The 21,004-nt window shown below is 62.2% G+C and carries 25 protein-coding genes; 14 read left to right on the forward strand and 11 right to left on the reverse strand.

Going from position 1 to position 21,004, the window contains the following annotated elements:
• Positions 1-82: 82 nt before the first annotated feature.
• Positions 83-286: a hypothetical protein gene (locus HNQ36_RS25930; protein ID WP_210311951.1), complete on the reverse strand. Its 204-nt coding sequence runs from the start codon at positions 284-286 to the stop codon at positions 83-85.
• Between the two features lie 49 nt (positions 287-335).
• Here HNQ36_RS25930 and HNQ36_RS26110 point away from each other — a divergent pair, with 49 nt between their 5' ends.
• From HNQ36_RS26110 to HNQ36_RS08710, 14 genes are all read left to right on the forward strand, one after another.
• Positions 336-599: a hypothetical protein gene (locus HNQ36_RS26110; protein ID WP_246395316.1), complete on the forward strand. Its 264-nt coding sequence runs from the start codon at positions 336-338 to the stop codon at positions 597-599.
• A 162-nt stretch (positions 600-761) separates the two neighbouring features.
• Complete coding sequence (locus tag HNQ36_RS26115; RefSeq protein ID WP_246395317.1) at positions 762-905, forward strand: hypothetical protein; 144 nt, start codon at positions 762-764, stop codon at positions 903-905.
• Between the two features lie 92 nt (positions 906-997).
• On the forward strand, positions 998-1,945 hold the full coding sequence (locus HNQ36_RS08655; RefSeq protein ID WP_210311952.1) for a S1/P1 nuclease: 948 nt from the start codon (positions 998-1,000) through the stop codon (positions 1,943-1,945).
• A gap of 240 nt (positions 1,946-2,185) precedes the next feature.
• Entirely contained in the window at positions 2,186-3,175 is a 990-nt protein-coding gene (gene trbB, locus HNQ36_RS08660) for a P-type conjugative transfer ATPase TrbB (RefSeq protein WP_184083853.1), read from the forward strand.
• Positions 3,175-3,501 (forward strand): TrbC/VirB2 family type IV secretion system protein, encoded by a 327-nt coding sequence (locus tag HNQ36_RS08665; protein WP_184084144.1) that lies wholly within the window; start codon positions 3,175-3,177, stop codon positions 3,499-3,501. Before trbB ends, HNQ36_RS08665 begins: the two co-directional genes overlap by 1 nt.
• Positions 3,501-3,773: a VirB3 family type IV secretion system protein gene (locus HNQ36_RS08670; protein ID WP_184083855.1), complete on the forward strand. Its 273-nt coding sequence runs from the start codon at positions 3,501-3,503 to the stop codon at positions 3,771-3,773. Before HNQ36_RS08665 ends, HNQ36_RS08670 begins: the two co-directional genes overlap by 1 nt.
• 9 nt (positions 3,774-3,782) lie before the next feature.
• On the forward strand, positions 3,783-6,218 hold the full coding sequence (trbE, locus tag HNQ36_RS08675; RefSeq protein ID WP_184083857.1) for a conjugal transfer protein TrbE: 2,436 nt from the start codon (positions 3,783-3,785) through the stop codon (positions 6,216-6,218).
• On the forward strand, positions 6,215-6,943 hold the full coding sequence (gene trbJ, locus HNQ36_RS08680) for a P-type conjugative transfer protein TrbJ (protein WP_184083859.1): 729 nt from the start codon (positions 6,215-6,217) through the stop codon (positions 6,941-6,943). The genes trbE and trbJ overlap by 4 nt, the downstream gene beginning before the upstream one ends.
• A 12-nt stretch (positions 6,944-6,955) precedes the next feature.
• Positions 6,956-7,192 (forward strand): putative entry exclusion protein TrbK-alt, encoded by a 237-nt coding sequence (gene trbK-alt, locus HNQ36_RS08685; protein WP_184083861.1) that lies wholly within the window; start codon positions 6,956-6,958, stop codon positions 7,190-7,192.
• Positions 7,193-7,194: 2 nt separating this feature from the next.
• On the forward strand, positions 7,195-8,313 hold the full coding sequence (gene trbL, locus HNQ36_RS08690; RefSeq protein WP_184083863.1) for a P-type conjugative transfer protein TrbL: 1,119 nt from the start codon (positions 7,195-7,197) through the stop codon (positions 8,311-8,313).
• Complete coding sequence (trbF, locus tag HNQ36_RS08695) at positions 8,310-8,996, forward strand: conjugal transfer protein TrbF (protein ID WP_024921570.1); 687 nt, start codon at positions 8,310-8,312, stop codon at positions 8,994-8,996. The genes trbL and trbF overlap by 4 nt, the downstream gene beginning before the upstream one ends.
• On the forward strand, positions 8,996-9,982 hold the full coding sequence (trbG, locus tag HNQ36_RS08700; protein ID WP_024921571.1) for a P-type conjugative transfer protein TrbG: 987 nt from the start codon (positions 8,996-8,998) through the stop codon (positions 9,980-9,982). The genes trbF and trbG overlap by 1 nt, the downstream gene beginning before the upstream one ends.
• Positions 9,967-11,163: a TraB/TrbI/VirB10 family type IV secretion system protein gene (locus HNQ36_RS08705; protein WP_184083865.1), complete on the forward strand. Its 1,197-nt coding sequence runs from the start codon at positions 9,967-9,969 to the stop codon at positions 11,161-11,163. Before trbG ends, HNQ36_RS08705 begins: the two co-directional genes overlap by 16 nt.
• Positions 11,164-11,174: 11 nt before the next feature.
• The gene (locus HNQ36_RS08710) at positions 11,175-11,420 is read left to right on the forward strand and encodes a DUF2274 domain-containing protein (RefSeq protein WP_024921573.1); all 246 of its coding nucleotides are present in this window, start codon (positions 11,175-11,177) and stop codon (positions 11,418-11,420) included.
• On the opposite strand, the gene HNQ36_RS08715 is transcribed toward HNQ36_RS08710, so the two are convergent.
• The 10 genes from HNQ36_RS08715 to HNQ36_RS08760 all read right to left on the reverse strand — a co-directional run bounded on the left by HNQ36_RS08715 (position 11,344) and on the right by HNQ36_RS08760 (position 20,901).
• Positions 11,344-12,309, reverse strand: a complete 966-nt coding sequence (locus HNQ36_RS08715) for a LysR substrate-binding domain-containing protein (RefSeq protein WP_210311953.1) — start codon at positions 12,307-12,309, stop codon at positions 11,344-11,346. The two genes, HNQ36_RS08710 and HNQ36_RS08715, sit on opposite strands and share 77 nt — an antisense overlap.
• Positions 12,310-12,852: 543 nt before the next feature.
• A complete protein-coding gene (locus HNQ36_RS08725; RefSeq protein ID WP_210311954.1) occupies positions 12,853-13,503 on the reverse strand; it encodes a cation transporting ATPase C-terminal domain-containing protein in 651 nt (216 codons plus the stop codon).
• A 144-nt stretch (positions 13,504-13,647) separates the two neighbouring features.
• The gene (locus HNQ36_RS26645) at positions 13,648-13,806 is read right to left on the reverse strand and encodes an HAD family hydrolase (RefSeq protein WP_081758546.1); all 159 of its coding nucleotides are present in this window, start codon (positions 13,804-13,806) and stop codon (positions 13,648-13,650) included.
• A gap of 80 nt (positions 13,807-13,886) precedes the next feature.
• Positions 13,887-14,498 (reverse strand): cation-translocating P-type ATPase, encoded by a 612-nt coding sequence (locus HNQ36_RS08730; protein WP_184083871.1) that lies wholly within the window; start codon positions 14,496-14,498, stop codon positions 13,887-13,889.
• 1,315 nt (positions 14,499-15,813) lie between these two features.
• A complete protein-coding gene (locus HNQ36_RS08735; RefSeq protein ID WP_152544213.1) occupies positions 15,814-16,863 on the reverse strand; it encodes a CsgG/HfaB family protein in 1,050 nt (349 codons plus the stop codon).
• Positions 16,864-16,943: 80 nt separating this feature from the next.
• Positions 16,944-17,522: a curli assembly protein CsgF gene (locus HNQ36_RS08740; RefSeq protein ID WP_347339950.1), complete on the reverse strand. Its 579-nt coding sequence runs from the start codon at positions 17,520-17,522 to the stop codon at positions 16,944-16,946.
• A 306-nt stretch (positions 17,523-17,828) separates the two neighbouring features.
• Positions 17,829-18,455, reverse strand: a complete 627-nt coding sequence (locus HNQ36_RS08745; protein ID WP_024921579.1) for a hypothetical protein — start codon at positions 18,453-18,455, stop codon at positions 17,829-17,831.
• The gene (gene csgH / locus HNQ36_RS08750; protein WP_024921580.1) at positions 18,452-18,772 is read right to left on the reverse strand and encodes a curli-like amyloid fiber formation chaperone CsgH; all 321 of its coding nucleotides are present in this window, start codon (positions 18,770-18,772) and stop codon (positions 18,452-18,454) included. Before csgH ends, HNQ36_RS08745 begins: the two co-directional genes overlap by 4 nt.
• Positions 18,773-18,888: 116 nt before the next feature.
• On the reverse strand, positions 18,889-19,545 hold the full coding sequence (locus HNQ36_RS08755; protein WP_184083873.1) for a hypothetical protein: 657 nt from the start codon (positions 19,543-19,545) through the stop codon (positions 18,889-18,891).
• 168 nt (positions 19,546-19,713) lie between these two features.
• Complete coding sequence (locus HNQ36_RS08760) at positions 19,714-20,901, reverse strand: hypothetical protein (protein WP_024921582.1); 1,188 nt, start codon at positions 20,899-20,901, stop codon at positions 19,714-19,716.
• Positions 20,902-21,004 lie beyond the last annotated feature (103 nt).

Here is a 21,004-nt window from a genome sequence, read left to right on the forward strand (position 1 = left end):
CTGTCGATGACGTCGTTTGTCGATCACAATCAATACCCGCTTAACCGTTAAGATCGGGTTGGAAGGTGCCGGGCGCGAGTACCTAGCCGTTGTAACAATGAAAGCGGCCGTATCGGACGCCCCTGATGAAGCCTTGCGAGACCTTCGCCTCCAGCTGCCACTGCACCAGAAGCAGGCTCCGGACCGTGCGTCGCGGATCGCCATCATGCGCCGCAATTGCCTGATCCACGGCCAGGTCGAGCCGTTCCGATTCCGACATGGAATCGGCTTCCGCCACCTCTGACATTTCGAGTTCCTGATTGACTTTGCTTGGCCTATGTTCTTATTTTGTTCTCATGGAGTCAAGCAACGAAAAACGCCGGTTTACGCCGCCCTGGCGGGTTGAAGAGGAAAACGCCGAGACATTCGTGGTCACCGACGCCAACGGAACGAAGGTCGCATGGATCCATCATCGCGAGGCTTCGTCGTGTTACCATCTGGGCGCACTTGGACTGAGCTTTGACGAGGCGCGGCGGATTGCGAATGCGATCGCGCGCCTGCCCGAATTCCTGAAGCAGCGTCGCGGATTCTTTCAGCGCGGCGGCGGCGGATACCGGTAGAAGCCGAGCCGCCCCTATCATGTCGCGCTGGAGGACGCTTATCTTCGCACCCACTGGGGCGAGATCGACGCACTCTGCCGTCTCAACAGTCTGCCATTCAATCCGACCGGCGAGATCATTCACAATGGCGGAGCCTGGCGCGTCCATGAATTCGCACAACAGATGGATGCCATCCTGTTCTGGGACAGGTTCGAAGGTCGCTGGCTCGTGGGCGAGGAGTTTCACTATCCCGAACGCCCGGCGAACCTGCCGGAACTGAAGCCGCTGAAGAACTGGCGCAAGCCCAACCCGAGAGACTTCCGCTGACGCGCAATCTCTCCGCCCGAGTGCTGTCCGAATTCTGCATCATTCTTGGAATAGAGTTTGCGTCTCGCACCCAACATGGAAGAGGCAGGACGATGCGTTGGCTTATTCGGATCGTCATTGTTTCCGTCTGCGTAGCCGTGGCCTCGTCTCCCGCTGCCGCCTGGTGGGACGCCGGCCACATGCAGATCGCCTACCTCGCCTACAAAAAACTGGATGACACCGTGAAGGACAAGGCGGACGCGCTGCTGAAGCTCAACACGGATTATCCAAAGTGGACTGCCGGTGCGCCTGACGAGAAGACGGCGAAACTCTACGCCTTCATTCATGCGGCGACCTGGGCCGACGACATCAAGACCAAACCTTACGGATACGCCCGCGACGCCGTCACGAGTCCGACCGCCGGACAGAACATCGGCTATTCCGACCACTATCAGCATGCCTATTGGCACTACAAGGACGTCAACTTCTCACCCGACGGAACGTCGTGGCCAGCGTCCGATCCCGTCGATCTCGTCACCCAGCTCAAGCTGATGATTGCCGCCTTGCCAGCATCGTCCAACGCCTCCGACGATGTGCGCTCGTATGACCTTGCCTGGATTCTGCATCTTGTCGGCGACGCCCATCAGCCGCTTCATGCCGTCTCGCGGTTTACCCAATCCATCCCGAAGGGAGATTCAGGCGGCAACGCGGAGTCCGTGATCCCCGCGACGGGCGAAACCGTCATTCTTCATGCCTATTGGGACCGCATGTTCGGCGGCTATACATCTTCCTTCGGTGCTGTGTTCGACGCGGACAACAAGGACGGGCTTGGGAGCGTCGCCGTGAACGAGACGTCGGCGCAGATCTCCGATCCGGATGCCTGGATTCAAGAGAGCGCGGAGATTGCGAAGCAATTCGTGTATGCGCCGCCGATCGGGCTCGACAAAACGTCCGTTCTGCTCACGCGCGACTATGAGACGAATGCGCGCGCGGTTGCGCGCAAGCAAGCCGCTCTCGCGGCCGTGCGGCTCGCCAATCTTCTGAATGCCGCGCTGAAGTAGTTCTCCTCAAACTTCGCCGTGTCTTCCACGCATCACGCATCCCGTCATCGTATGCCGTTGCGCGTTGTCCCCTCAATCCACTGCGCACGCACGCAGCGATTTCAGCCATTTCGCCGTTGCTAGGTCATTCTACGCCAGACTACGACGGCCACGACTGGCTTGTTGCTCCGCTCCCGATGATGCCTTTTGTATTCATCCCCGGCGCTCGGCGAATTCTCGCCGCGCCTCTTGGGGGACGCGATGGCTGGGACCGGACACAACAATGACTCCGCCTCGCGCGGGGCGCGGATGCTGCGCACCGCGCTTGGCCCAGCCATCGCGACTTATCTGCAGGACGCCTCCGTCGTCGAGGTGATGCTCAATCCCGACGGCCGGCTCTGGATCGATCGCCTGAAGGGCGGCCTCGAGGACACGGGTGAGCGGCTTTCCCCTGCGGATGGCGAACGCATCGTGCGCCTTGTCGCGCACCATGTCGGCGTCGAAGTCCATCCCGCCTCCCCGCGCGTGTCCGCTGAACTGCCGGAGACCGGTGAGCGTTTCGAGGGATTGATCCCGCCGGTCGTCGCCGCACCGACCTTCGCCATTCGCAAGCCGGCGGTCGCGGTGTTCACCCTCGACGATTATGTCGCGGCCGGCATCATGCGGCCGAAGCAGGCTGAGCTGCTGCGGCTCGCGGTCGAGAAGCGAAAGAACGTCCTGGTCGCCGGCGGCACCTCGACGGGCAAGACCACGTTGGTCAATGCGCTGCTCGCTGAAGTCGCCAAGACGTCCGATCGCGTGGTGCTGATCGAGGACACCCGCGAGCTGCAATGCGCCGCGCCCAATCTTGTCGCGCTGCGCACCAAGGACGGCGTCGCCACGCTCTCCGATCTGGTGCGTTCGTCATTGCGCCTCCGGCCGGATCGCATCCCCGTCGGCGAGGTGCGCGGCGCTGAGGCGCTTGAACTTCTGAAAGCCTGGGGAACGGGACACCCCGGGGGCATCGGCACGATTCACGCAGGAAGCGCGATCGGCGCGCTGCGCCGGCTCGAACAACTGATCCAGGAAGCGGTGATCACCGTGCCTCGCGCGCTGATCGCCGAGACCATCAATCTCATCGTCGTGCTCGCCGGCCGCGGCTCCAAACGCCGCGTTGCTGAACTGGCGGCCGTGCGCGAACTCGCGCCGAACGGCGACTACGTCCTCCTCTCCAGCACCCACGAAGCCAATCCCGAAAGTGACCGCACATGATGTCCATTCGCCCCAAGTCTCGTCATTTGCTCGCGCTCCTCCCGGCGATCCTTGTGTTCGCGGCGACCACGCTGCCTGCGCACGCCGCCGGCTCCAACATGCCGTGGGAGCAGCCGCTCAACCAGATCCTGCAATCGGTCGAAGGCCCGGTCGCGAAGATCATCGCGGTGATCATCATCGTCACCACGGGTCTCACACTGGCGTTTGGCGACACCTCGGGCGGCTTCCGGCGGCTGATCCAAATCGTGTTCGGGCTCTCGATCGCCTTCGCGGCCTCAAGCTTCTTCTTGTCGTTTTTCTCGTTCGGCGGCGGGGCGGTGATCTGATGGCCGAGCCCAATGAACCCATCGCCGGTTTCACCGCGCCCGTGCGTCGCTCCCTCAGCGATCCGATCCTGCTCGGCGGCGCGCCCCGCACGGTAGCGATCGCCAACGGCACGCTGGCCGCCGCGCTCGGTCTCGGCCTGCGCTTATGGATTCCGGGGCTGCTGCTCTGGGCGATCGGTCACGCGGCCGCGGTCTGGGCCGCCAAGCGCGACGCGCAATTCGTCGACGTGGTGCGCCGTCACCTGCGCTACCCCGCGCATTTTGGCTCGTGAGGTGCTGTGATGATGAACCTCGCTGAATATCGCAAACGCCCTGCTCTCCTCGCGGACTTCCTGCCCTGGGCTGCATTGATTGCGCCCGGCGTCGTCCTCAACAAGGACGGCAGCTTCCAGCGCACCGCGCGGTTTCGCGGGCCGGATCTGGACAGCGCAACACCCGCCGAACTCGTCGGCACCACGGCGCGGCTGAACAACGCACTTCGTCGGCTCGGCTCCGGCTGGGCGATCTTCGTCGAGGCGCAGCGCAATCCCGCCAACCGCTATCCCGACAGCCGCTTTCCCGATGCGGTTTCGGCGCTTGTCGATATGGAACGCCGTGCGCAATTCGAGGAACAGGGATCGCATTTCGAGAGCGCGTATTTCCTGACGCTGTGCTGGCTGCCGCCGGCGGAGGACGCCGCCCGCGCCGAGGCCTGGCTCTACGAGGGCCGTGCCCGCACCGGCGTCGACGGCCATGAAGTGCTGCGCGGCTTCGTCGATCGCACCTCTCGCGTGTTGCAACTGATCGAAGGCTTCGTGCCCGACGCGGCGTGGCTCGATGACGCGGAAACGCTGACCTATCTGCACGCCTGCATCTCGACCAAACGTCATCGCGTCCGTGTCCCCGAGATCCCGATGCAGATCGATGCGCTGCTGGTGGATGAACCCATGACCGGCGGACTTGAGCCGAGATTGGGGGCGCAGCATCTGCGCACGCTCAGTGTGATCGGGTTTCCGACCGCGACCTATCCGGGCGTGCTCGATGAACTCAATCAGTTGGCCTTTCCGTATCGCTGGTCGACGCGCGCCATCATGCTCGACAAGACGGATGCCACCAGGCTGCTCACCAAGATCCGCCGGCAATGGTTCGCCAAACGAAAGAGCGTCGCGGCGATCCTGAAGGAGGTGATGACCAACGAGGCCTCGACGCTGCTGGATACGGACGCCGCCAACAAGGCCGCCGATGCCGATGCTGCCTTGCAGGAACTCGGCAGCGACATGATCGGCCAGGCCTATGTCACCGCCACCATCACGGTGTCGGACACCGACCCCGCCACAGCCGATGAGAAACTCCGTCTTGTCGAGAAGGTGATCCAGGGCCGCGACTTCACCTGCATGGTCGAGACGGTGAATGCGATCGAGGCCTGGCTTGGCTCCCTGCCCGGCCATGTCTACGCCAACGTCCGGCAGCCGCCGGTCTCCACCCTCAATCTCGCCCACATGATTCCGCTGTCCGCGGTGTGGGCGGGGCCGGAACGGGACGAGCATCTCGGTTCACCCCCGCTGTTCTTCGCCAAGACCGAAGGCGCGACCCCGTTCCGGTTCTCTCTCCATGTCGGCGATGTCGGCCACACCCTGATCGTCGGACCGACCGGCGCCGGCAAGTCGGTACTGCTGGCGCTGATGGCGCTGCAGTTCCGCCGTTACGAACGCAACCAGATCTTCGCGTTCGATTTCGGCGGCTCGATCCGCGCCGCAGCGATCGGGATGGGCGGCGACTGGCACGATCTCGGCGGCGCGCTGTCGGACGACAGCGCCGCCTCCGTCACCCTGCAGCCGCTGGCGGCCATCGATGATGCGGCCGAACGTGGCTGGGCGGCGGAATGGATCGCGGCGATCCTCGCGCGGGAGGGCATCACCGTCACGCCTGAAGCCAAGGAACATCTGTGGACGGCGCTGACCTCGCTGGCCTCCGCACCGCCAAGCGAGCGGACCCTCACGGGTCTGTCGGTGCTGCTGCAATCCAGTGCGCTGAAGCAGGCGCTGCGTCCCTATTGTCTCGGCGGTCCGTTCGGGCGGCTGCTCGATGCCGAAGCCGAGCATCTCGGCGATGCTCCGGTGCAGGCCTTCGAGACCGAAGGGCTGATCGGCAGCGCGGCTGCATCGGCCACGCTCTCCTATCTGTTCCACCGCATTGAAGGCCGGCTCGACGGCTCGCCGACGCTTCTGATTATCGACGAAGGCTGGCTAGCGCTCGACGACATCCGCTTCGCCCAGCAATTGCGTGAATGGCTGAAGACCCTGCGCAAGAAAAATGCCTCGGTGGTGTTCGCTACCCAGTCGCTCGCCGACATCGAGGATAGCGCGATTGCCGCCGCCATCATCGAGAGCTGCCCGACCCGGCTGTTCCTGCCGAACGAGCGCGCAATCGAGCCACAGATCACGGCGGTCTATCGCCGCTTCGGGCTCAACGACCGCCAGATCGAGATCGTCAGCCGGGCCACGCCGAAACGCGACTACTACTGCCAATCCCGCCGCGGCAACCGGCTGTTTGAATTGGGCCTCGGCGACGCCGCGCTCGCCTTCGTCGCGGCCTCCTCCAAGACCGACCAGGTCACCATTGCCGAACTTGTCGCCGAACACGGACGCGACGGCTTCGCCGCGGCCTGGCTGCGGCGCAAGGGCAACGCCTGGGCGGCCGATCTCCTTCCCACCTTCACCCCGGAGCCATCCCCATGACCCGCATCCGTTCGCTTGCCGCAATCGCCGCTCTCGCCGCCTCCCTCTTCGCGGCCACGCCATCGTCAGCCCAGATCGCGGTGTTCGATCCGTCGAACTACAGCCAGAACCTGATGACCGCGGCGAATACGCTCAGGCAGATCGACAATCAGCTCACGGCGATCCAGAACCAGACCCAGATGCTGCTCAACCAGGCGCGGCATCTGACCAGCTTGCCGACGTCGCTGCTCAACGACATCGATCGCACCTTCACCCAGACCCAGAACCTGCTCCGGCAGGTCGACAAGATCGCCTATGACGTGCAGGCGATCGAGCAGACGTTTCAGAAGTATCAGGGCTTTGGCGCATCGCAGAGCGATCAGCAGTTGATCAACGGCGCGCGTGACCGCTGGCAGACATCGGTGTCGGCGTTTCAGCATTCGATGAGCATCGGCGCCGCCACGGTGAATAACCTTCCCGCGACGCAAGCCCACACCGACACCTTGGTCGGTGCCAGCCAGTCGGCGGTCGGCGTGCTGCAGGTCAGCCAGGCCGGCAATCAACTGCTCGCGGTGCAGGCGCGGCAGCTCGCCGATCTCACCGCGCTGATGGCGGCGCAAGGCCGGGCGCAGTCGGTCGAACAAGCCCGGCAAGCAGCAGGCGAGGACCAGGCGCGCGAACAGGTCCGCCGCTTCCTGACTGGCGGCCGGGGCTATCAGCCGCAATCCGTCCAGATGTTTCATTGAAGGGTAACGCCAATGCGCACCCGCGTGGCCATTACGATCCTTCTCGCTGCCTGTGTTGCGGGCTGCAGCGTGCCGCTGCGCTGCGGGCCGGAGGCCGCGATTGGCCATGCCACCGAGCCTAGCGCACTCGATGGCCGGCTCGTGCGTTGCAGCGCGCTCGACCCGAAGGTCGCCGCCGACGACGCCGACTGCAAAAGCGCCTGGGCGGAAGCCCGCAAGCGCATCCTGCCAACACCATCGGGGAAATAACCATGAACAACACCGGCGTGATCGATCATTTCCTCGACGTCTTCACCCGCTACATCGATTCCGGCTTCGGCCTGCTCGGCAGCGATGTCCAGTATCTCAGCGCCACCCTGATTGCGATCGACATCACGCTGGCCGGCCTGTTCTGGGCGATGGCCGCGGACGAAGACGTCATCGCACGGCTGATCAAGAAGACGCTCTATATCGGCTTCTTCGCCTTCATCATCGGCAACTTCAATTCGCTGTGCCGCGTGGTGTTCGAGAGCTTCTCCCAATTGGGGCTCAAGGCGTCGGGCTCGGCGCTGTCGTCGGCGGATTTTCTGCGGCCGGGGAAACTGGCGCAAGTCGGCGTCGACGCCGGCAAGCCGCTGCTCGACGCCGCCTCCGGCCTGATGGGCTACGTCTCCTTCTTCACCAACTTCGTCCAGATCTTCGTGCTGCTGGTGGCGTTTCTGGTCGTGGTCATCGCCTTCTTCATCCTGGCGGTGCAGCTCTTTATGACGCTGATCGAATTCAAACTGACGACGCTTGCGGGCTTCGTGCTGATCCCGTTCGCCCTGTTCAACAAGACCTCGTTCCTCGCCGAAAAAGTGCTCGGCAATGTCGTCGCCTCCGGCGTCAAGGTCCTGGTGCTCGCCGTTATCGTCGGTATCGGCACGTCTCTGTTCAGCGAATTCACTCAAGGATTCGGCGGCAACCAGCCGACCATCGAGGACGCGCTCGCGATCATGCTGGCGGCGCTGGCGCTGTTCGGGCTCGGCATCTTCGCGCCCTCGATCGCCGCGGGGCTTGTGTCGGGCGCGCCGCAGCTCGGCGCGGGCGCCGCGGTCGGGACTGCTGTGGCCGCAGGCGGACTTGGCGTCGCCGGCGCAATGGCGGCAAGCGGCGCCGTGGGCGTTGCCGGCGGTGCAATCGGTGCCAGCACACGCGGCGTGGCATCAGCCGCAGGACTATCGCCGGCCTCAACCGCGTCGACTTCAAGCGGCCCACCTGCCTGGGCGCAGCGCCAGGCCGGCAGCCAGACCATTAAGCATGGCGCCTCCGCCGCCATTCATGCCGTGCGCTCCGGCGACCACGGCGGCGGCTCGAATTCCGTTCCTCTCAATCAGGATGACCGCGCATGACTCTGTTCCGCCGACCGAGTGTCCGTTACGGCAAGACGCCCGCGCCCGAGACGCCGTATCAGAAGGCAGCCCAGGTCTGGGACGAGCGCATCGGCTCGGCGCGAGTCCAGGCCCGCAACTGGCGGCTGATCGCCTTCGGCAATCTCGCGCTCGCGGCCGGTCTCGCGGGTGGTCTGGTCTGGCATGCGACACGCGGCACCGTCGTGCCCTGGGTGGTGCAGGTCGATCAGTTCGGCCAGGCGCAGGCGGTGGCACCAGCGGTCGCCGACTACAAGCCGACCGATGCACAGATCGCCTGGCACCTGGCGCGTTTCATCGAGCAGGTGCGCGCGATCCCGGTCGATCCCGTCATCGTGCGGCAGAACTGGCTGTCGGCCTACGACTTCGTCACCGATCGCGGCGCGCTGGCGCTCAACGACTATGCGCGCACCAACGATCCCTTCGCCAAGGTCGGCAAGAGCCAGGTCGCGGTCGATGTCTCCAGCGTGATCCGGGCTTCATCGGACTCGTTCCGGATCGCCTGGACTGAGCGCCGCTACGAGAACGGCTCTCTCGCCGCGACCGAACGCTGGACCGCCATTCTCACCATCGTCATCGAGACCCCGCGCGACACGGAAAAGCTGCGCCGCAACCCGCTCGGGGTCTTCATTCACGCCCTCAACTGGTCAAAGGAGCTTGGCTGATGCGACCCCGCACCCTTCTTCACATTATTATATGCACGTTGCCGGCCGCGGGTTGCGCCAACACCTGGAAGCCGCCGCAGATCGGCTATGACGATCTCGAGCCGGCGGTGCTGCAGGCCGACCCGCCGAAGCCTGTCCAGGTGGTCGAACTACCGAAACCCCTGCCCCTTCCCGGCCAGCTCAAGCCGTTGCCGGGAAAGACCACGGCGAAACCCGAGCCGAAGGATCCGAAGGAGCGGGTCGCCAAGGCCAATGACGCCGCGCGGGTGCAGCCGACACGTCACGGCTATCTCAACGCCGTGCAGGTCTATCCCTTTGTCGAGGGCGCGCTCTATCAGGTCTATACCGCGCCGGGACAAGTCACCGACATCGCGTTGCAGGATGGCGAGCAACTGGTGGGATCGGGTCCGGTCGCCGCGGGCGACACGGTGCGCTGGGTGATCGGCGACACTGAAAGCGGGACAGGTGCGACCAAACGGATTCACATCCTGGCAAAGCCGACGCGGCCGGATCTCACCACCAATCTCGTCATCAACACCGACCGGCGAACCTATCTGATGGAGTTGCGCTCCACGGAGAAAACCTACATGGCCTCGGTGTCGTGGCAATATCCACAAGACCAGTTGATCGCGCTGCGCCGGCAGAACGAACAGGCGGATGCTGCGGCGCCGATCGACAGCGGCATTGACTTGGGCAAGCTGCGCTTCCGCTACGCGATCGAGGGCGACGCGCCGCCGTGGCGGCCGACGCAGGTGTTCGATGACGGCGCCAAAGTCTATATCGAATTCGCTCGGGGCATCAGCCAGGGCGAGATGCCGCCGCTGTTCGTGATCGGCAGCGATGGCGCGACCGAACTCGTCAACTACCGCACGCGGCAGAACTACTACATCGTCGACCGGCTGTTCGCGGCGGCCGAACTTCGCCTCGGCGGCGACAACCAGCAGAAAGTCCGCATCATTCGCACCGACGGATGGAGGTTGTGGTGAGCGATCAGCACTCCCATCCCGACGATGCGCTGGCCGCGCAGTTGCGGCTGCATCCGGAGCCGCCTCGCGTGACGCGACTTTCCAGAAAAGTACTGGCCGCTCTCGGGAGCGTGGTCGGCATCGCCGTGCTGGGCGCGATGATCTACGCGCTGCAATCGCGCGGTATGCGAACCGGCAACGGCACTGAGCTCTACTCAACCGACCACAAGACCACCGCGGACGAACTTGCGAGGCTGCCGAAAGACTACACCGGCCTGCCGCAGGAAGCGCCGCCGCCGCGGACAGTCCCGCAACTCGGACCTCCCCTTCCCGGCGATCTTGGCCGGCCCATTCTGGGCGCCCAGGGCGGTGCGACCGGGCTCGATCCAGGTGAACAGCGGATCGTGCAGGAGAATGAGGCGGCCCGCGTCAGCCGCGTGTTCGCCTCGACCAACGTGCGCCAGGCCATCGCGTCCGCCGCCACGACGCCCGCGGCATCGCCGGCGAACGCGCTTCCGCCTGACACCAAACCGCCGCTCGATCCGGATTCGTTGCAGAACATGCAGGACCGCAAGCTCGCCTTCGCCAATGCCGTGCCCGACAAGCGCACGGTGAGCCCAGACCGGCTTGAGCGTCCCGCATCGCGCTACATCGTCCAGGCCGGTGTGGTGATCCCGGCGGCGCTCATCACTGGCATCCGCTCGGATCTGCCGGGCGAGATCACCGCGCAGGTCACGGAGAACGTCTATGACAGTCCGTCCGGCAAATATCTCCTGGTGCCGCAGGGTGCGCGGCTGATCGGGCAATACGACAGCCAGATCTCCTTCGGGCAGTCGCGTGTGCTCCTGGTGTGGAATCGCATTATCATGCCGAATGGCCGATCGATCGTGCTGGAGCGGCAATCGGTCGCGGACCGCGCGGGTTATGCGGGTCTCGAAGATGGCGTCGATTACCATTGGGGCAACCTGCTCGGGGCGGCTGCGATCTCCACGCTTCTTGGCATCGGCAGCGAACTGGTTCTCAGCGGCGACAACTCGCTGGTGCGAGCGCTCAGAACCGGCAGCCAGGACACCATCAACCAGAGCGGCCAGACCCTGGTGCGGCGGCAACTCAACGTGCAGCCGACGCTGACCATCCGGCCGGGATTTCCGGTGCGCGTCATCGTCAACCGCGACCTGGTCCTTGCGCCTTATAAAGTCTGATGAGGATGACAATGAGCAAGCTCAAGCTCGGAGCGCTACCGGACGACAAGCCGATCAAGCTCACCATCGAATTGCCCGCTTCCGTGCATCGCGATCTTCTTGCCTATGCCGAGGTGCTGACGCGTGACACAGGGCAGTCGGCCGATCCGATCAAACTGATCGCGCCGATGCTGGCCCGCTTCATGGCGACGGATCGCGCGTTCCGAAAGGTGCGGAAGACCGTCCCGTTCGCAGCTGATCAATCGCCCCGATCGTGACGGGATCGGAGCGGTCTGTCATCGGCTCGCGCAGCGTGTCGAGGAAGGTCCGAAGCGCCGGATTGTCGTTGTGGGGCATCCAGCAGGCAAAAAACGGCACGAGGCTTGGCGTGTGTCCGTCGGTGAGCAGACGGTAGACGATACTGGAATGCTCCGTGCTGGCGTCGGATTCATAAACCAGTGTCACGTCATGTCCGAGCCCGATGAGACTGAGCGAGAAGTCATGCCCGATGTTGTGATGATGGATCGTCGGCATCGGGCCCGTGCGGTTGAGCTTGTGCAGCAGGAGTTCGCCGAGATCGGGACCCGGATCGCGGCCGAGGATGACGTGCTCCTTGCGCAGATCGTCCCACGCCAGCGGCCGCTTGCCGGCAAGCGGATGCGATCTTGGCATGGCCACGAGGATATTCTCGCGCCACAACGCCATGACTTCGTGAGAGCCGTGGCGGGTGTGATCGGCAACGATCGCGATGTCGATCGCGCCGGCATCGAGGCGTTTCATCAGATCCTTGCGCTCGCCGTCGGTGTATTGGATCTGCACTGCGGGAAACCTGTCCCGATAGGCCGCGAGCGCCGCGCGCAACCGGCCGCGCCACGGCGACACAGAAAGTCCGATCCGGAGCGAGCCGCTGTGTCCGCGCCTGGAGGCGGAGGTGTTGACCAGCACTAGATTGAGGTCATTGAGCACGCGGCGGATTTCCGCGATGAATCCCTCGCCGGCGACGGTGCGCCGTAGCCCGTGCCGGTGACGGGTGAAGAGCTTGACGCCGATCTGGGTCTCGAGCGCGCGGACGCGCCGGCTGATGGTTGATGCGGGAACGCTGCATTGCTGTCCAGCCTTTGAAAAGCTGCCCTGCTCAGCGGCGGCGAGCGTTTGGATCAAGGTCACAAGCTCGGTGCTCCTGATCATCGCGGCACACGCCCCCGACAGGATTGCCGCGGCCTCGGATTGCGGTTGGAAGGCCGCTTCGATGCCTTGGGATTTTCTATTCGCCCAATACAATGGGCCGGTTTTTCCGCTGGTCACTCACCTGCGACCGACAGCCATCATTTCTTTGCCGACCGAGTGAACAACATCCCGGAACACGACAATCTTATTAAAGACAACTGAGCGGCTTCCAACCTGCAAAGTCTCGGGATGGACAGGCATGCACAAAGACGTGACTGGAGATTTCATCTCAACAAGATCAAGCCACGGGGAAAGTTCGCATCTCGTTTAATTCGGCCCAAATATAGACGACCTCGACTTCGCCGCGGTCACGATCGCCACGCCGGTGGGCCAATCGGTGACGAGCAGATACATCCATACCCTCGACATGACGCTCATCATGGCGACGGACACGATCTCCGGCTACATCCAAGGGCCTCTTCGACAGAGAGTCGTGAAATTTCCGGCGAGGGCTATCGCGGATCGACTGGATATCAGGCCTTGTCAGCCCGTCAGATTACCGGCAGCAAATCCTACGCGAGAAGCATGTGAAGCCAAGCGCCATGACCCGACCCGATATTGCTGCGTCCGTGCGGGGTTGCCCTTTAACCCGCCGAGCCCCTGCTTGAGGCCTTCCAGCAGCAGGAGGATGGCGACCCCGCAGCCGCGCGCGACTGCGATGTCGTCAGGGTGCAGTGGCCCGAAATGAAACAATTCGCGGGCCGATGGAGCGGCAACTGCCAGGGTAAGCATCGCGACCGTCGACGCCGTTGCCGACCACAAAGCCGGATTGCGCCGACGGAACACCGCCCACAGCGAGGCGCCCTTTGAACGGTTGACGAGGACGAAGCCGAGATTGGCCGCAACGAGCGTGGTGAATGTCAACGCGCGCGCGTCAGCCTCTTGCAAACCCTGGCGCAGCGCAAGCGCGAACAAACTGGCGACCAAAGCAGCATCAGTGCACCCTGTACTAGCTCCCAAGCGATATGCCGAGACCCAAAGAGCGTTTGCCCGGGCGCGCGTGGCTGGCGGTTCATCTGCCTCCTCTGCCTCCGTATCGAATACGATAGAACACATCGGATCGATGACGAGTTCGAGAAAGGCGATGTGCAGCGGCCAGAAAACAAGCGGCAACCCAAAGAGAAGCGGGATCAAGGCAGGCCGGCGATCAGAACGTGGATCGCAAAGATTTAGGCCGTCGCCTTGCGAAGATTGTCGTAGATGCGGCGGCCAAGGCGGACGGCAGCAACGATTGCGGCAAATCGTCGTCAAGCAGAACGAACGCTGCCGCCTCCTTGGCTACGTCGGTTCCGCGGCCTCCCATCGCGAGCCGATATGCGCCGCCTTGAGCGAGGGCGCGTCGTTGCCCCCGTCTCCCGTCATCGCGACAATTTCGCCGTTGGCTTTGAGCGCTTGGACTATGCGCAACTTTTGTTCCGGTATCGTGCGTGCGAACACCGTCGCACTGCGGGCTCATACAGCCAGTTCGGCGTCGTTCATGCGGTCAAGATCGGCGCTGGACACGACGTCGCTCGCGTTCAGTCCAGCTTGTTCCGCGATCGCCCACGCCGTGTCTCCATGTAGTCGCCGGTAATCATCACGACCCGCATGCTGGCTGAGCGGCATTCGCGGACAGCAGCCGGCACGGTCGGACGCAGCGGATCGGCCAGCCCAACGAGGCCGATAAAGCAGAAAGATAGATCGCGCGGCGTTTCCGGCATCGCCATATCGCGCGGCAGTTCGGCAATCGCAACACCGAACACCCGCATCCCCTGCCGCGCCATCTCGTTGACCTTATCGGCGAGCCGGGCGTGATCATCGGGCGAGAGCCCGGACAGACCGGCAATGGCCTCAGGCGCGCCCTTCGTCGCGGCAACCTGGCTGCCGTCGTCCTCCCATTCCCAAAGATTAGTCACGGCGAGTAGACCAGGACGCAGACCGTACTCCCGTTTAAGTGATAGCCCACGATACGGTGTGTTCGCCGCGAACGTGTCACTGCCATGCACGCGAAATGCCTTCTCGGTCGGGTCGAATGGATCGCGCGCGTTCGCAAGGATGCCGTATCGGATGAATTCAGCCGTAGCGCCGGCTGGCTCGCCGTCTCCCGTCCACCATCCCTCGCCCGCAGCGCCAAGGGCGACGATCGTCATGCGGTTTTCCGTCAAGGTGCCAGTCTTGCCGGTGCATACTCCGCCGCCCGCCACCGTTTGCAGCGCTGTCTAAGCGCGGGCCGGAAAGGCAAGACCATGAATAGGGCCGGTAGACCAGGATAGGAGCAGAAACCGAATATATGCTTCCGCAGTGCGGCAATGCGCACCAATGAGACAAGCGCTGTCACCTCAGCGATTGGCAGAATCTCAAACTGCTACAGTTGCTCGCGCTCATGACTGTTTGTCGCCTGCTGAAGTGTCGTTTGCTCATCCATTGACACCGAGTGATGTTCGATATTGTGATAATGGATCGTTGGCAGTGGCCCCCGCACGGTTGGGCTTGTGCGGCAGGAGCGCGCCGAGATCGGGGCCGAGGATGACGTGTTCGTTGCGCAAATCGTCACAAGTTAGCGGCTGCTTGCTGGCGAGCTGGTGCGCCTCGGAATTGCAACGAAAATTCTCCCTCGCCACAGCGTGATCGCCTCATGGAAGTCATGCCGGATGTGATCGGCGACGTCTCATAAAAAAGCTCAGCGACAATTTGAGGCACTCTTTATTCTCAAGCCGTTTTGGCAATGAAATTGACCGCCCCGGCAGCAGATTCCCGCAGCAAGCGTCCGCGTAGTTATGGGCTGCCCCAACTTGTATTGGTTCGCACGGATCGCGCGGCGATCAGATCTGAGCAGATCGCTAAGGAAACTCGCTCGGGCGCAGCTACAAATTGACTCGGACAACGACCGCGCGGTTTCTGTCTCAGCGACCTGGCGGAGGCGGAATTCTGCGTGAGGTTGCCGGCTGACTCGGCATCGGCAACAGAAGGGGGGTGCTCGGCGTCCGGGGAGCAGCGACTGGGTCTGTTTGCGCCCCCTGATACGCCTCGATGCAGCGTCGCGTTTGATCCGGATCATTGAGCTGGGTGCATTCGTTAACGTTTTGGGTGTTTGGCCAGCGCGACTGAGCTTGTGCTGTTCCCGGTTCGAGAAACAGGAGGGCACCAATCGCGACAAATACACAAAAACGAGCTTTGGAACTCATGATCTTATCCCTCGATTGGATTGCAGGAAGAGACATCCTGGCGATGCCGAATTCATGTCCTTGCAGCCACACATCATAGCGATATGACATATTTCTTAGTAAACCTATCCCAACCACGTACCGAGCAAACTTCTTGTTGAGGCCAGCAACGTCCTCAGCAACAGCAGGTCAATTAAGAAACCTACGGGACCACTCGTTGGCCTCCGCTTCGCCGCCGATCGAAAGAACCGCAAACGGCTGCAGCTATATCCGGCACAACCGTTTGGAAAACCAGAAGGCGTCAGCCACCTGTTCCGATGATCCCTGGCGCTGATGCGCTATCCGCTGCCTGTCTTCTGACTGGCGCTGCGGAGGTCAAGCCGCCTTGGGGCTGAAGATTTGCCGGGTCAGGCTTATCGGCATTCCCGTGGACCCGAAGCACAGGACCTTGCGAAACGGCAGCAACAGGAGACGCCGGAATGGCTTGCTGGTGTTCCGGCGCCCATGGTTCGTATTTTTCTTGTGCCAGATATTTCTGAACAATGGATCGTTCGGCAACGGGATCAGCAAATCGCCAGATCTTTCGGCGTGCCCCCTCCACAACAGTGGCATAAACTGCCAGATCAATCGCCTGACGGACCGCGAGTTGCGTGGGTTCGGTACGCGTGATGCCTGCTTCCGCCTGAAGTAGCTTGTTTACGGCGACGTATTTAAACGCACTGCCCTGAACCGACACGGAATAGACTGTTTTTGTGGTTGTGACGCTGGTCAGCACCTGTCCAGACTGAACCGACACCACGCGCATGGCGACAGTCACGGTATCCTTGCGGTACTTTGCATCGCCACCAATTCCGAGATAATTGGCACCCAGCCCCCCGGTCACCACGTTGCCATCGAAGGCGATGATACCGCCCTCAATGATCAACCCCGCAAAGTGAAGCGGCGGCAGCGGCCGTGCGTTGTCTCCATCGATTTCCTTGCGGGTTGCGGTGACGAGCTGACGCTCCTGGAGAAGACTTGCGAGGCCGGTTCGTTCGACCACGGTGAACCAGCTTCCGTTGCCGGCGCGACGCAGTGCATCGACGGCGAAAGCTGTTCCGCCCTGCGTCACCGCACGTGAAAAAACAGCTAGGTTATCGTTAGGTTCATTTTTGCCGGTCAGGTCGGCAAACTGATAGACAGCGATATCGACCTTGCGCTTCGCCCGCGGCAATGTCTCAAGCTCCGCCGCCGTCACGGAAGGCAGCGTTACGGTTGGCGCTTCCTCGAGAAACTCGCGCGCGGGTGGAGGAGCACATCCGGCCAGGCCCAGCAAGCCCACGACGACAATTAAGAACCAACCCAAGCGCACCTTACGCAACCCCCCAGAGCCCAAGAAGTCCAAGCCACGGCAAACAACTCGTCACGGAATTAAACCGGCGCGCTCATCAACTAAGGCCCCGCCGGCACCACGATATTCGTAATCGAGGTGCCGTCATTGATCGCGATGTTGATCTGGTTGCCGACTTTTGCGAACGTAATCGACGTACTTCCAAAGCTGAAATTGCCGGATGTCTGGGCGTTGGCGCCGAAAATCGCCTGGGTGATCTGGTTCGCGAATGAGCTGAGCAACTGGCTCTGCAACTGCGCCGCAAAGATCTGCCCTGGCGTCAGGGCCGAGCTTCCACTGCTGCTGCCGCGCGCGGCCGCAGCTGCGGCTTGTGCTGCGGTCTGATTGGCGAGCGGAATGTTTTGTGCGTTAGCCAGGCCCAGCAGATTAGGACCATTGTTCGGATTGCCGCCGAATGAGGGATTGACCGGCTGATAGACCAACGTTCCTGCGCCCGCCCGCCCGCATGCCGCAACAACCAGCATCGCGGCAACGACCAGCATCGCGGCGGCAACCAGCATTCCAGGCCGCAGTCCAAGCGGGAAAACCGGCCATGGACAAAATCCATAGGTCGTTATCGCAGCCGCCTGAATGATAGGCCCATCGCATTTGCGTGCGATGTCAGCACGACGATCTGGCACGGACGTCCCCTATCCCAAAAACGCACATGTCAGCGCAGCGCGATCCGCACTTCCCGGCAACCCGCGCCCACCAACGACTAGATAGAAGACAACTGACGGCAGCCTAACCTGCAAAAAAATAGCGAAAAATTTACGATTCGCCCGGCCGGCTTCAGCCATCCCGCCAAGGCAGCGACTATCCGCCTGCCTGCGGTCCATTCCGCTCAAGCTCGCGGAAATCGGCGGAGAGTCCTAACGCTGAATTTAGGAAGCCAGCGCTCGGCTAAACGACCTCAAGCCCGGTTGAGCCTCGTCGGGGAAGCCGCATCATTTCCGTCCGATCCCGGTCTGGGTGACCGAGACCGACTGATTGCTGGCCGTTTGCGTGATGCTGTAGGACAAGTTCTGGCCAGTCTGATTGGAGCTGTAGCTGTTGTTGCTGGTCCCGTTCGGAGTCGTGATCGTATAGGTATTCCCGTTTCCGGACTGGATGCCGCTATAGGTATTGCCGTTGCCGTTGACCGTGACATTGAAGGTGTTGTTATCGCCCAACTGGTTGGTCAGGAGCGCGTTGGAACTGCCGTTTGCTGTCACCGTCGAGGTATTGCCGTTGCCGTTCTGACTGGTCACCAGCGTGTTGGAATTGCCGTTCGCCGTCACAGTCGAGATGTTGGCAGTGCCGGCCTGCGCCTGCGACGTGACATTGCCGCTCCGGAACGCGCCGAGCGTCACATCGCTCGAGGCCACGTTGCTGTTACCGCTCTGATTGATCGTCGCGTTGTTGCCGCCGAGGCCAGGCGCGGCCGCGTTCACGATATAGGCGCCGGTGTCCGTATAGCGGGAAATGTCCGTATAGGGCGACGTCGCCAAGAGTGTCTGGGCGCTTGCGGATGAGGCGGCGAGCGACGTCGCCAAAGCCATCGCTGTGAGCGAGGCAGATGCTTTGAAATTCATTTCGACTCTCCGTTTGGCAACGAGCAATTGTAGGTCCGATAATTCACCGTAACCGAGAATTCGGTCTTGTAGTCGGCGTTCGGATCCACATTGAAATTGGCGAGACCGACATAAGTCTCCGTATTCGCGTCGAAGGTGACCGGGCCGCCCATCTTGATGTTGGATGATCCGGCCGGACCCGACCTCACGACATGCAGGGAGTAGATGCCCTGGCCGGCCTCGGGGCTCACCACGCGCCCGCGCACCTGCACTTTGTCGCCAACATTTTCGCGCACGACGACGCACACAATTTGGGGCGATTGATCCAAGGCGGCCATTGCTCCACTCCCGCAATGGCAAAACTTTTACCCCGGCCAAGGCGGTCGGGGCAAGCAGACTGCAACGATTTATTAAGCAAATATCCGGTTTGGCTAATGAAGAAAGGCGCGCTGAACTACTGGCGGATGTGAGCCACGTTGCCGCGGCCGTTTTGTGAAACAAATGCGACGTTGTTGTTCGATACCTGGTTTACCGAGAGCTGATTGGTGCTACCGACCTGGCTGGCGATGATCAGATTGTTGCTGCTGGACTGCGCCAGCCACGCAGACTGGTTGTTGCCGTTCTGCGAGGCGTTGATCTGGTTGGAGTTGCCACTCTGGTTGACCAATAGGGTATTGCCGAGACCCGTCTGGCTCGCGATCAGGAGTTGGTTGAAGCCGCTTTGATCGGCGCGCAGGCTGTTGCCGCCGCCATCCTGCATGACAGTCGCCGACAAGGCGGTGCCATTCTGACCGAGCCTGGCACCGTTGCCATTCCCAGCCTGCTTCATGCCGCTGGCGTTCTGCATGCCCGCCTGGATCACCTGAAAGGTGTTGCCGCTGCCGTTCTGCACGATCGTGATCGCGCTGCTGTCGGCGTTCTGGGTGACCGTGGCCTGATTACGGGTGTCGCTCTGGGTGATGACGATGACATCGCCGCTAGCGGGTGCCTGATAGACGACAAAACTCGCTGCGGTGGTGCCGGTACTGATAACCGACGCCAGCGTCGTGGTGGAGGCCAGCACCGCTGTAAGTCCGGCCATCAGACCCATGCTGAAAATGTTGACCTTCATAACCCGCTCCCCCTGCCGCATTTTTGCAATGCGCGAAGCATCGCAGAGGGGTGGAAAGCCGCCTTTAAACTGGCCATTCAAATTGTAGCAAATCGAACCTCAGCGCCCCGAAGGGCACTGAAGCCGGGGATATTAGCTAACGGCGCGCTAATATCACGGGCTCGCGGATTATTGCCTGATGGTCAGCGAGTGTCCGGCACCACTCTGGCTGTAGGTGGCGGCATTGCCATTGCTCCGCGCGGCCTCCGCTCCCTGGGTCACGATCGCCGAATTACCCAGCGCCGGACTGTTACCGCCGCCGGCCTGCGTACCGACGATGGTGTTGTTGCTGCCGTATTGCGACAGCGTTGCCAGTTGGTAACCGCCCGACTGACTCGAACTGGCGTTGTTGATGTTGCCATTCTGGTACAGCACTACGATGTTGCGGGTATCCGACTGGATCAGGAGCGCGATATTTCCGTTGCCGATCTGATCGCTCAGCGTCACCTCGTTGTCGCGGCCGGTCTGGTTCACCCTCAAGCGGCCAGAGCTGCCGGACTGGGTGTTGTGCGCTTGGTTGCCCGAGCCGTCCTGCACGAAGGTCGCCGCATTGCCGAGCACACCGGTGCCACCGACTGACTGGGTGCTGAACACCTGCTGGCTCGCCCCGTGCTGGATGACCGTCGTAGAATTACCGATGCCGTTCTGGTCGCTGTTCGCCGCGTGACCGCCGCCGCCGTCCTGCGTAACAGCGAGGCTGTGCTGGCTACCGAGCTGGTTGGACAGAACGCTATTGAGATTGCTCGGCCCGCTTTGAACCACGGACAACACGAGATTGGCCCCGTTCTGGGTGGTGCTCACCGTGTTCGAACTGCCAATCTGGCTGATCGCGGCAGTGTTGCCGACGCCACCTTCCTGCAGGACGCTGAAATCATTGTCGTTGCCGGTGGTCGACAGCTCCACCGAATTGTGATCTGCGCTTTCTTTCTGCTCGATGGTATGGGTGAAGGCGATCCAGTTGCCGTTGTTGTCACCGATCTGATTGATGATCACTCTGCCGGTGTTGCCATACTGATAGATGCTGGCAAGGTTCGTCGAGCCGGACTGCACGCCATTTACCGTATTATTGGCACTCTGATGGGGCGCGCCGGTATTGGCCTGAATGATGTGGATGATGTTTTTGCCGGTACCTCCGGTGTTGTTCTGGGTGAACGCCGTGAGGGCGGTGCCGACTTGACCGAAATTGGCCTTGGTTTGATCAATGTTGGCCGTCTGGACGCCGACCTGCACGAGGAAGGTGGTCGAGCCAACAGCGAGCGCGGATGGTGCCGGCGCAAGAACAAACACGCATGCGGAGACCAGCAACAGCGTTCTCATGGCGCAGTCTCCTTAATCGAAGTCGCTGTCATGTTAAATGACGTACAGCTCATGACAATGTCAGGCGGGCGTGAGCCCGCCTGACATACTTCGCGAGACAAGC

Source organism: Afipia massiliensis (assembly GCF_014203115.1).
In the GTDB taxonomy this organism is placed as follows: domain Bacteria; phylum Pseudomonadota; class Alphaproteobacteria; order Rhizobiales; family Xanthobacteraceae; genus Afipia; species Afipia massiliensis.

Coding starts and splice junctions, on each gene's coding strand:
- HNQ36_RS25930 (WP_210311951.1), bottom strand. CDS start 286: ATGTCAGAGGTGGCGGAAGCCGATTCCATGTCGGAATCGGAACGGCTC.
- HNQ36_RS26110 (WP_246395316.1), top strand. CDS start 336: ATGGAGTCAAGCAACGAAAAACGCCGGTTTACGCCGCCCTGGCGGGTT.
- HNQ36_RS26115 (WP_246395317.1), top strand. CDS start 762: ATGGATGCCATCCTGTTCTGGGACAGGTTCGAAGGTCGCTGGCTCGTG.
- HNQ36_RS08655 (WP_210311952.1), top strand. CDS start 998: ATGCGTTGGCTTATTCGGATCGTCATTGTTTCCGTCTGCGTAGCCGTG.
- trbB (WP_184083853.1), top strand. CDS start 2,186: ATGGCTGGGACCGGACACAACAATGACTCCGCCTCGCGCGGGGCGCGG.
- HNQ36_RS08665 (WP_184084144.1), top strand. CDS start 3,175: ATGTCCATTCGCCCCAAGTCTCGTCATTTGCTCGCGCTCCTCCCGGCG.
- HNQ36_RS08670 (WP_184083855.1), top strand. CDS start 3,501: ATGGCCGAGCCCAATGAACCCATCGCCGGTTTCACCGCGCCCGTGCGT.
- trbE (WP_184083857.1), top strand. CDS start 3,783: ATGATGAACCTCGCTGAATATCGCAAACGCCCTGCTCTCCTCGCGGAC.
- trbJ (WP_184083859.1), top strand. CDS start 6,215: ATGACCCGCATCCGTTCGCTTGCCGCAATCGCCGCTCTCGCCGCCTCC.
- trbK-alt (WP_184083861.1), top strand. CDS start 6,956: ATGCGCACCCGCGTGGCCATTACGATCCTTCTCGCTGCCTGTGTTGCG.
- trbL (WP_184083863.1), top strand. CDS start 7,195: ATGAACAACACCGGCGTGATCGATCATTTCCTCGACGTCTTCACCCGC.
- trbF (WP_024921570.1), top strand. CDS start 8,310: ATGACTCTGTTCCGCCGACCGAGTGTCCGTTACGGCAAGACGCCCGCG.
- trbG (WP_024921571.1), top strand. CDS start 8,996: ATGCGACCCCGCACCCTTCTTCACATTATTATATGCACGTTGCCGGCC.
- HNQ36_RS08705 (WP_184083865.1), top strand. CDS start 9,967: ATGGAGGTTGTGGTGAGCGATCAGCACTCCCATCCCGACGATGCGCTG.
- HNQ36_RS08710 (WP_024921573.1), top strand. CDS start 11,175: ATGAGCAAGCTCAAGCTCGGAGCGCTACCGGACGACAAGCCGATCAAG.
- HNQ36_RS08730 (WP_184083871.1), bottom strand. CDS start 14,498: ATGACGATCGTCGCCCTTGGCGCTGCGGGCGAGGGATGGTGGACGGGA.
- HNQ36_RS08745 (WP_024921579.1), bottom strand. CDS start 18,455: ATGAATTTCAAAGCATCTGCCTCGCTCACAGCGATGGCTTTGGCGACG.
- csgH (WP_024921580.1), bottom strand. CDS start 18,772: ATGGCCGCCTTGGATCAATCGCCCCAAATTGTGTGCGTCGTCGTGCGC.
- HNQ36_RS08755 (WP_184083873.1), bottom strand. CDS start 19,545: ATGAAGGTCAACATTTTCAGCATGGGTCTGATGGCCGGACTTACAGCG.
- HNQ36_RS08760 (WP_024921582.1), bottom strand. CDS start 20,901: ATGAGAACGCTGTTGCTGGTCTCCGCATGCGTGTTTGTTCTTGCGCCG.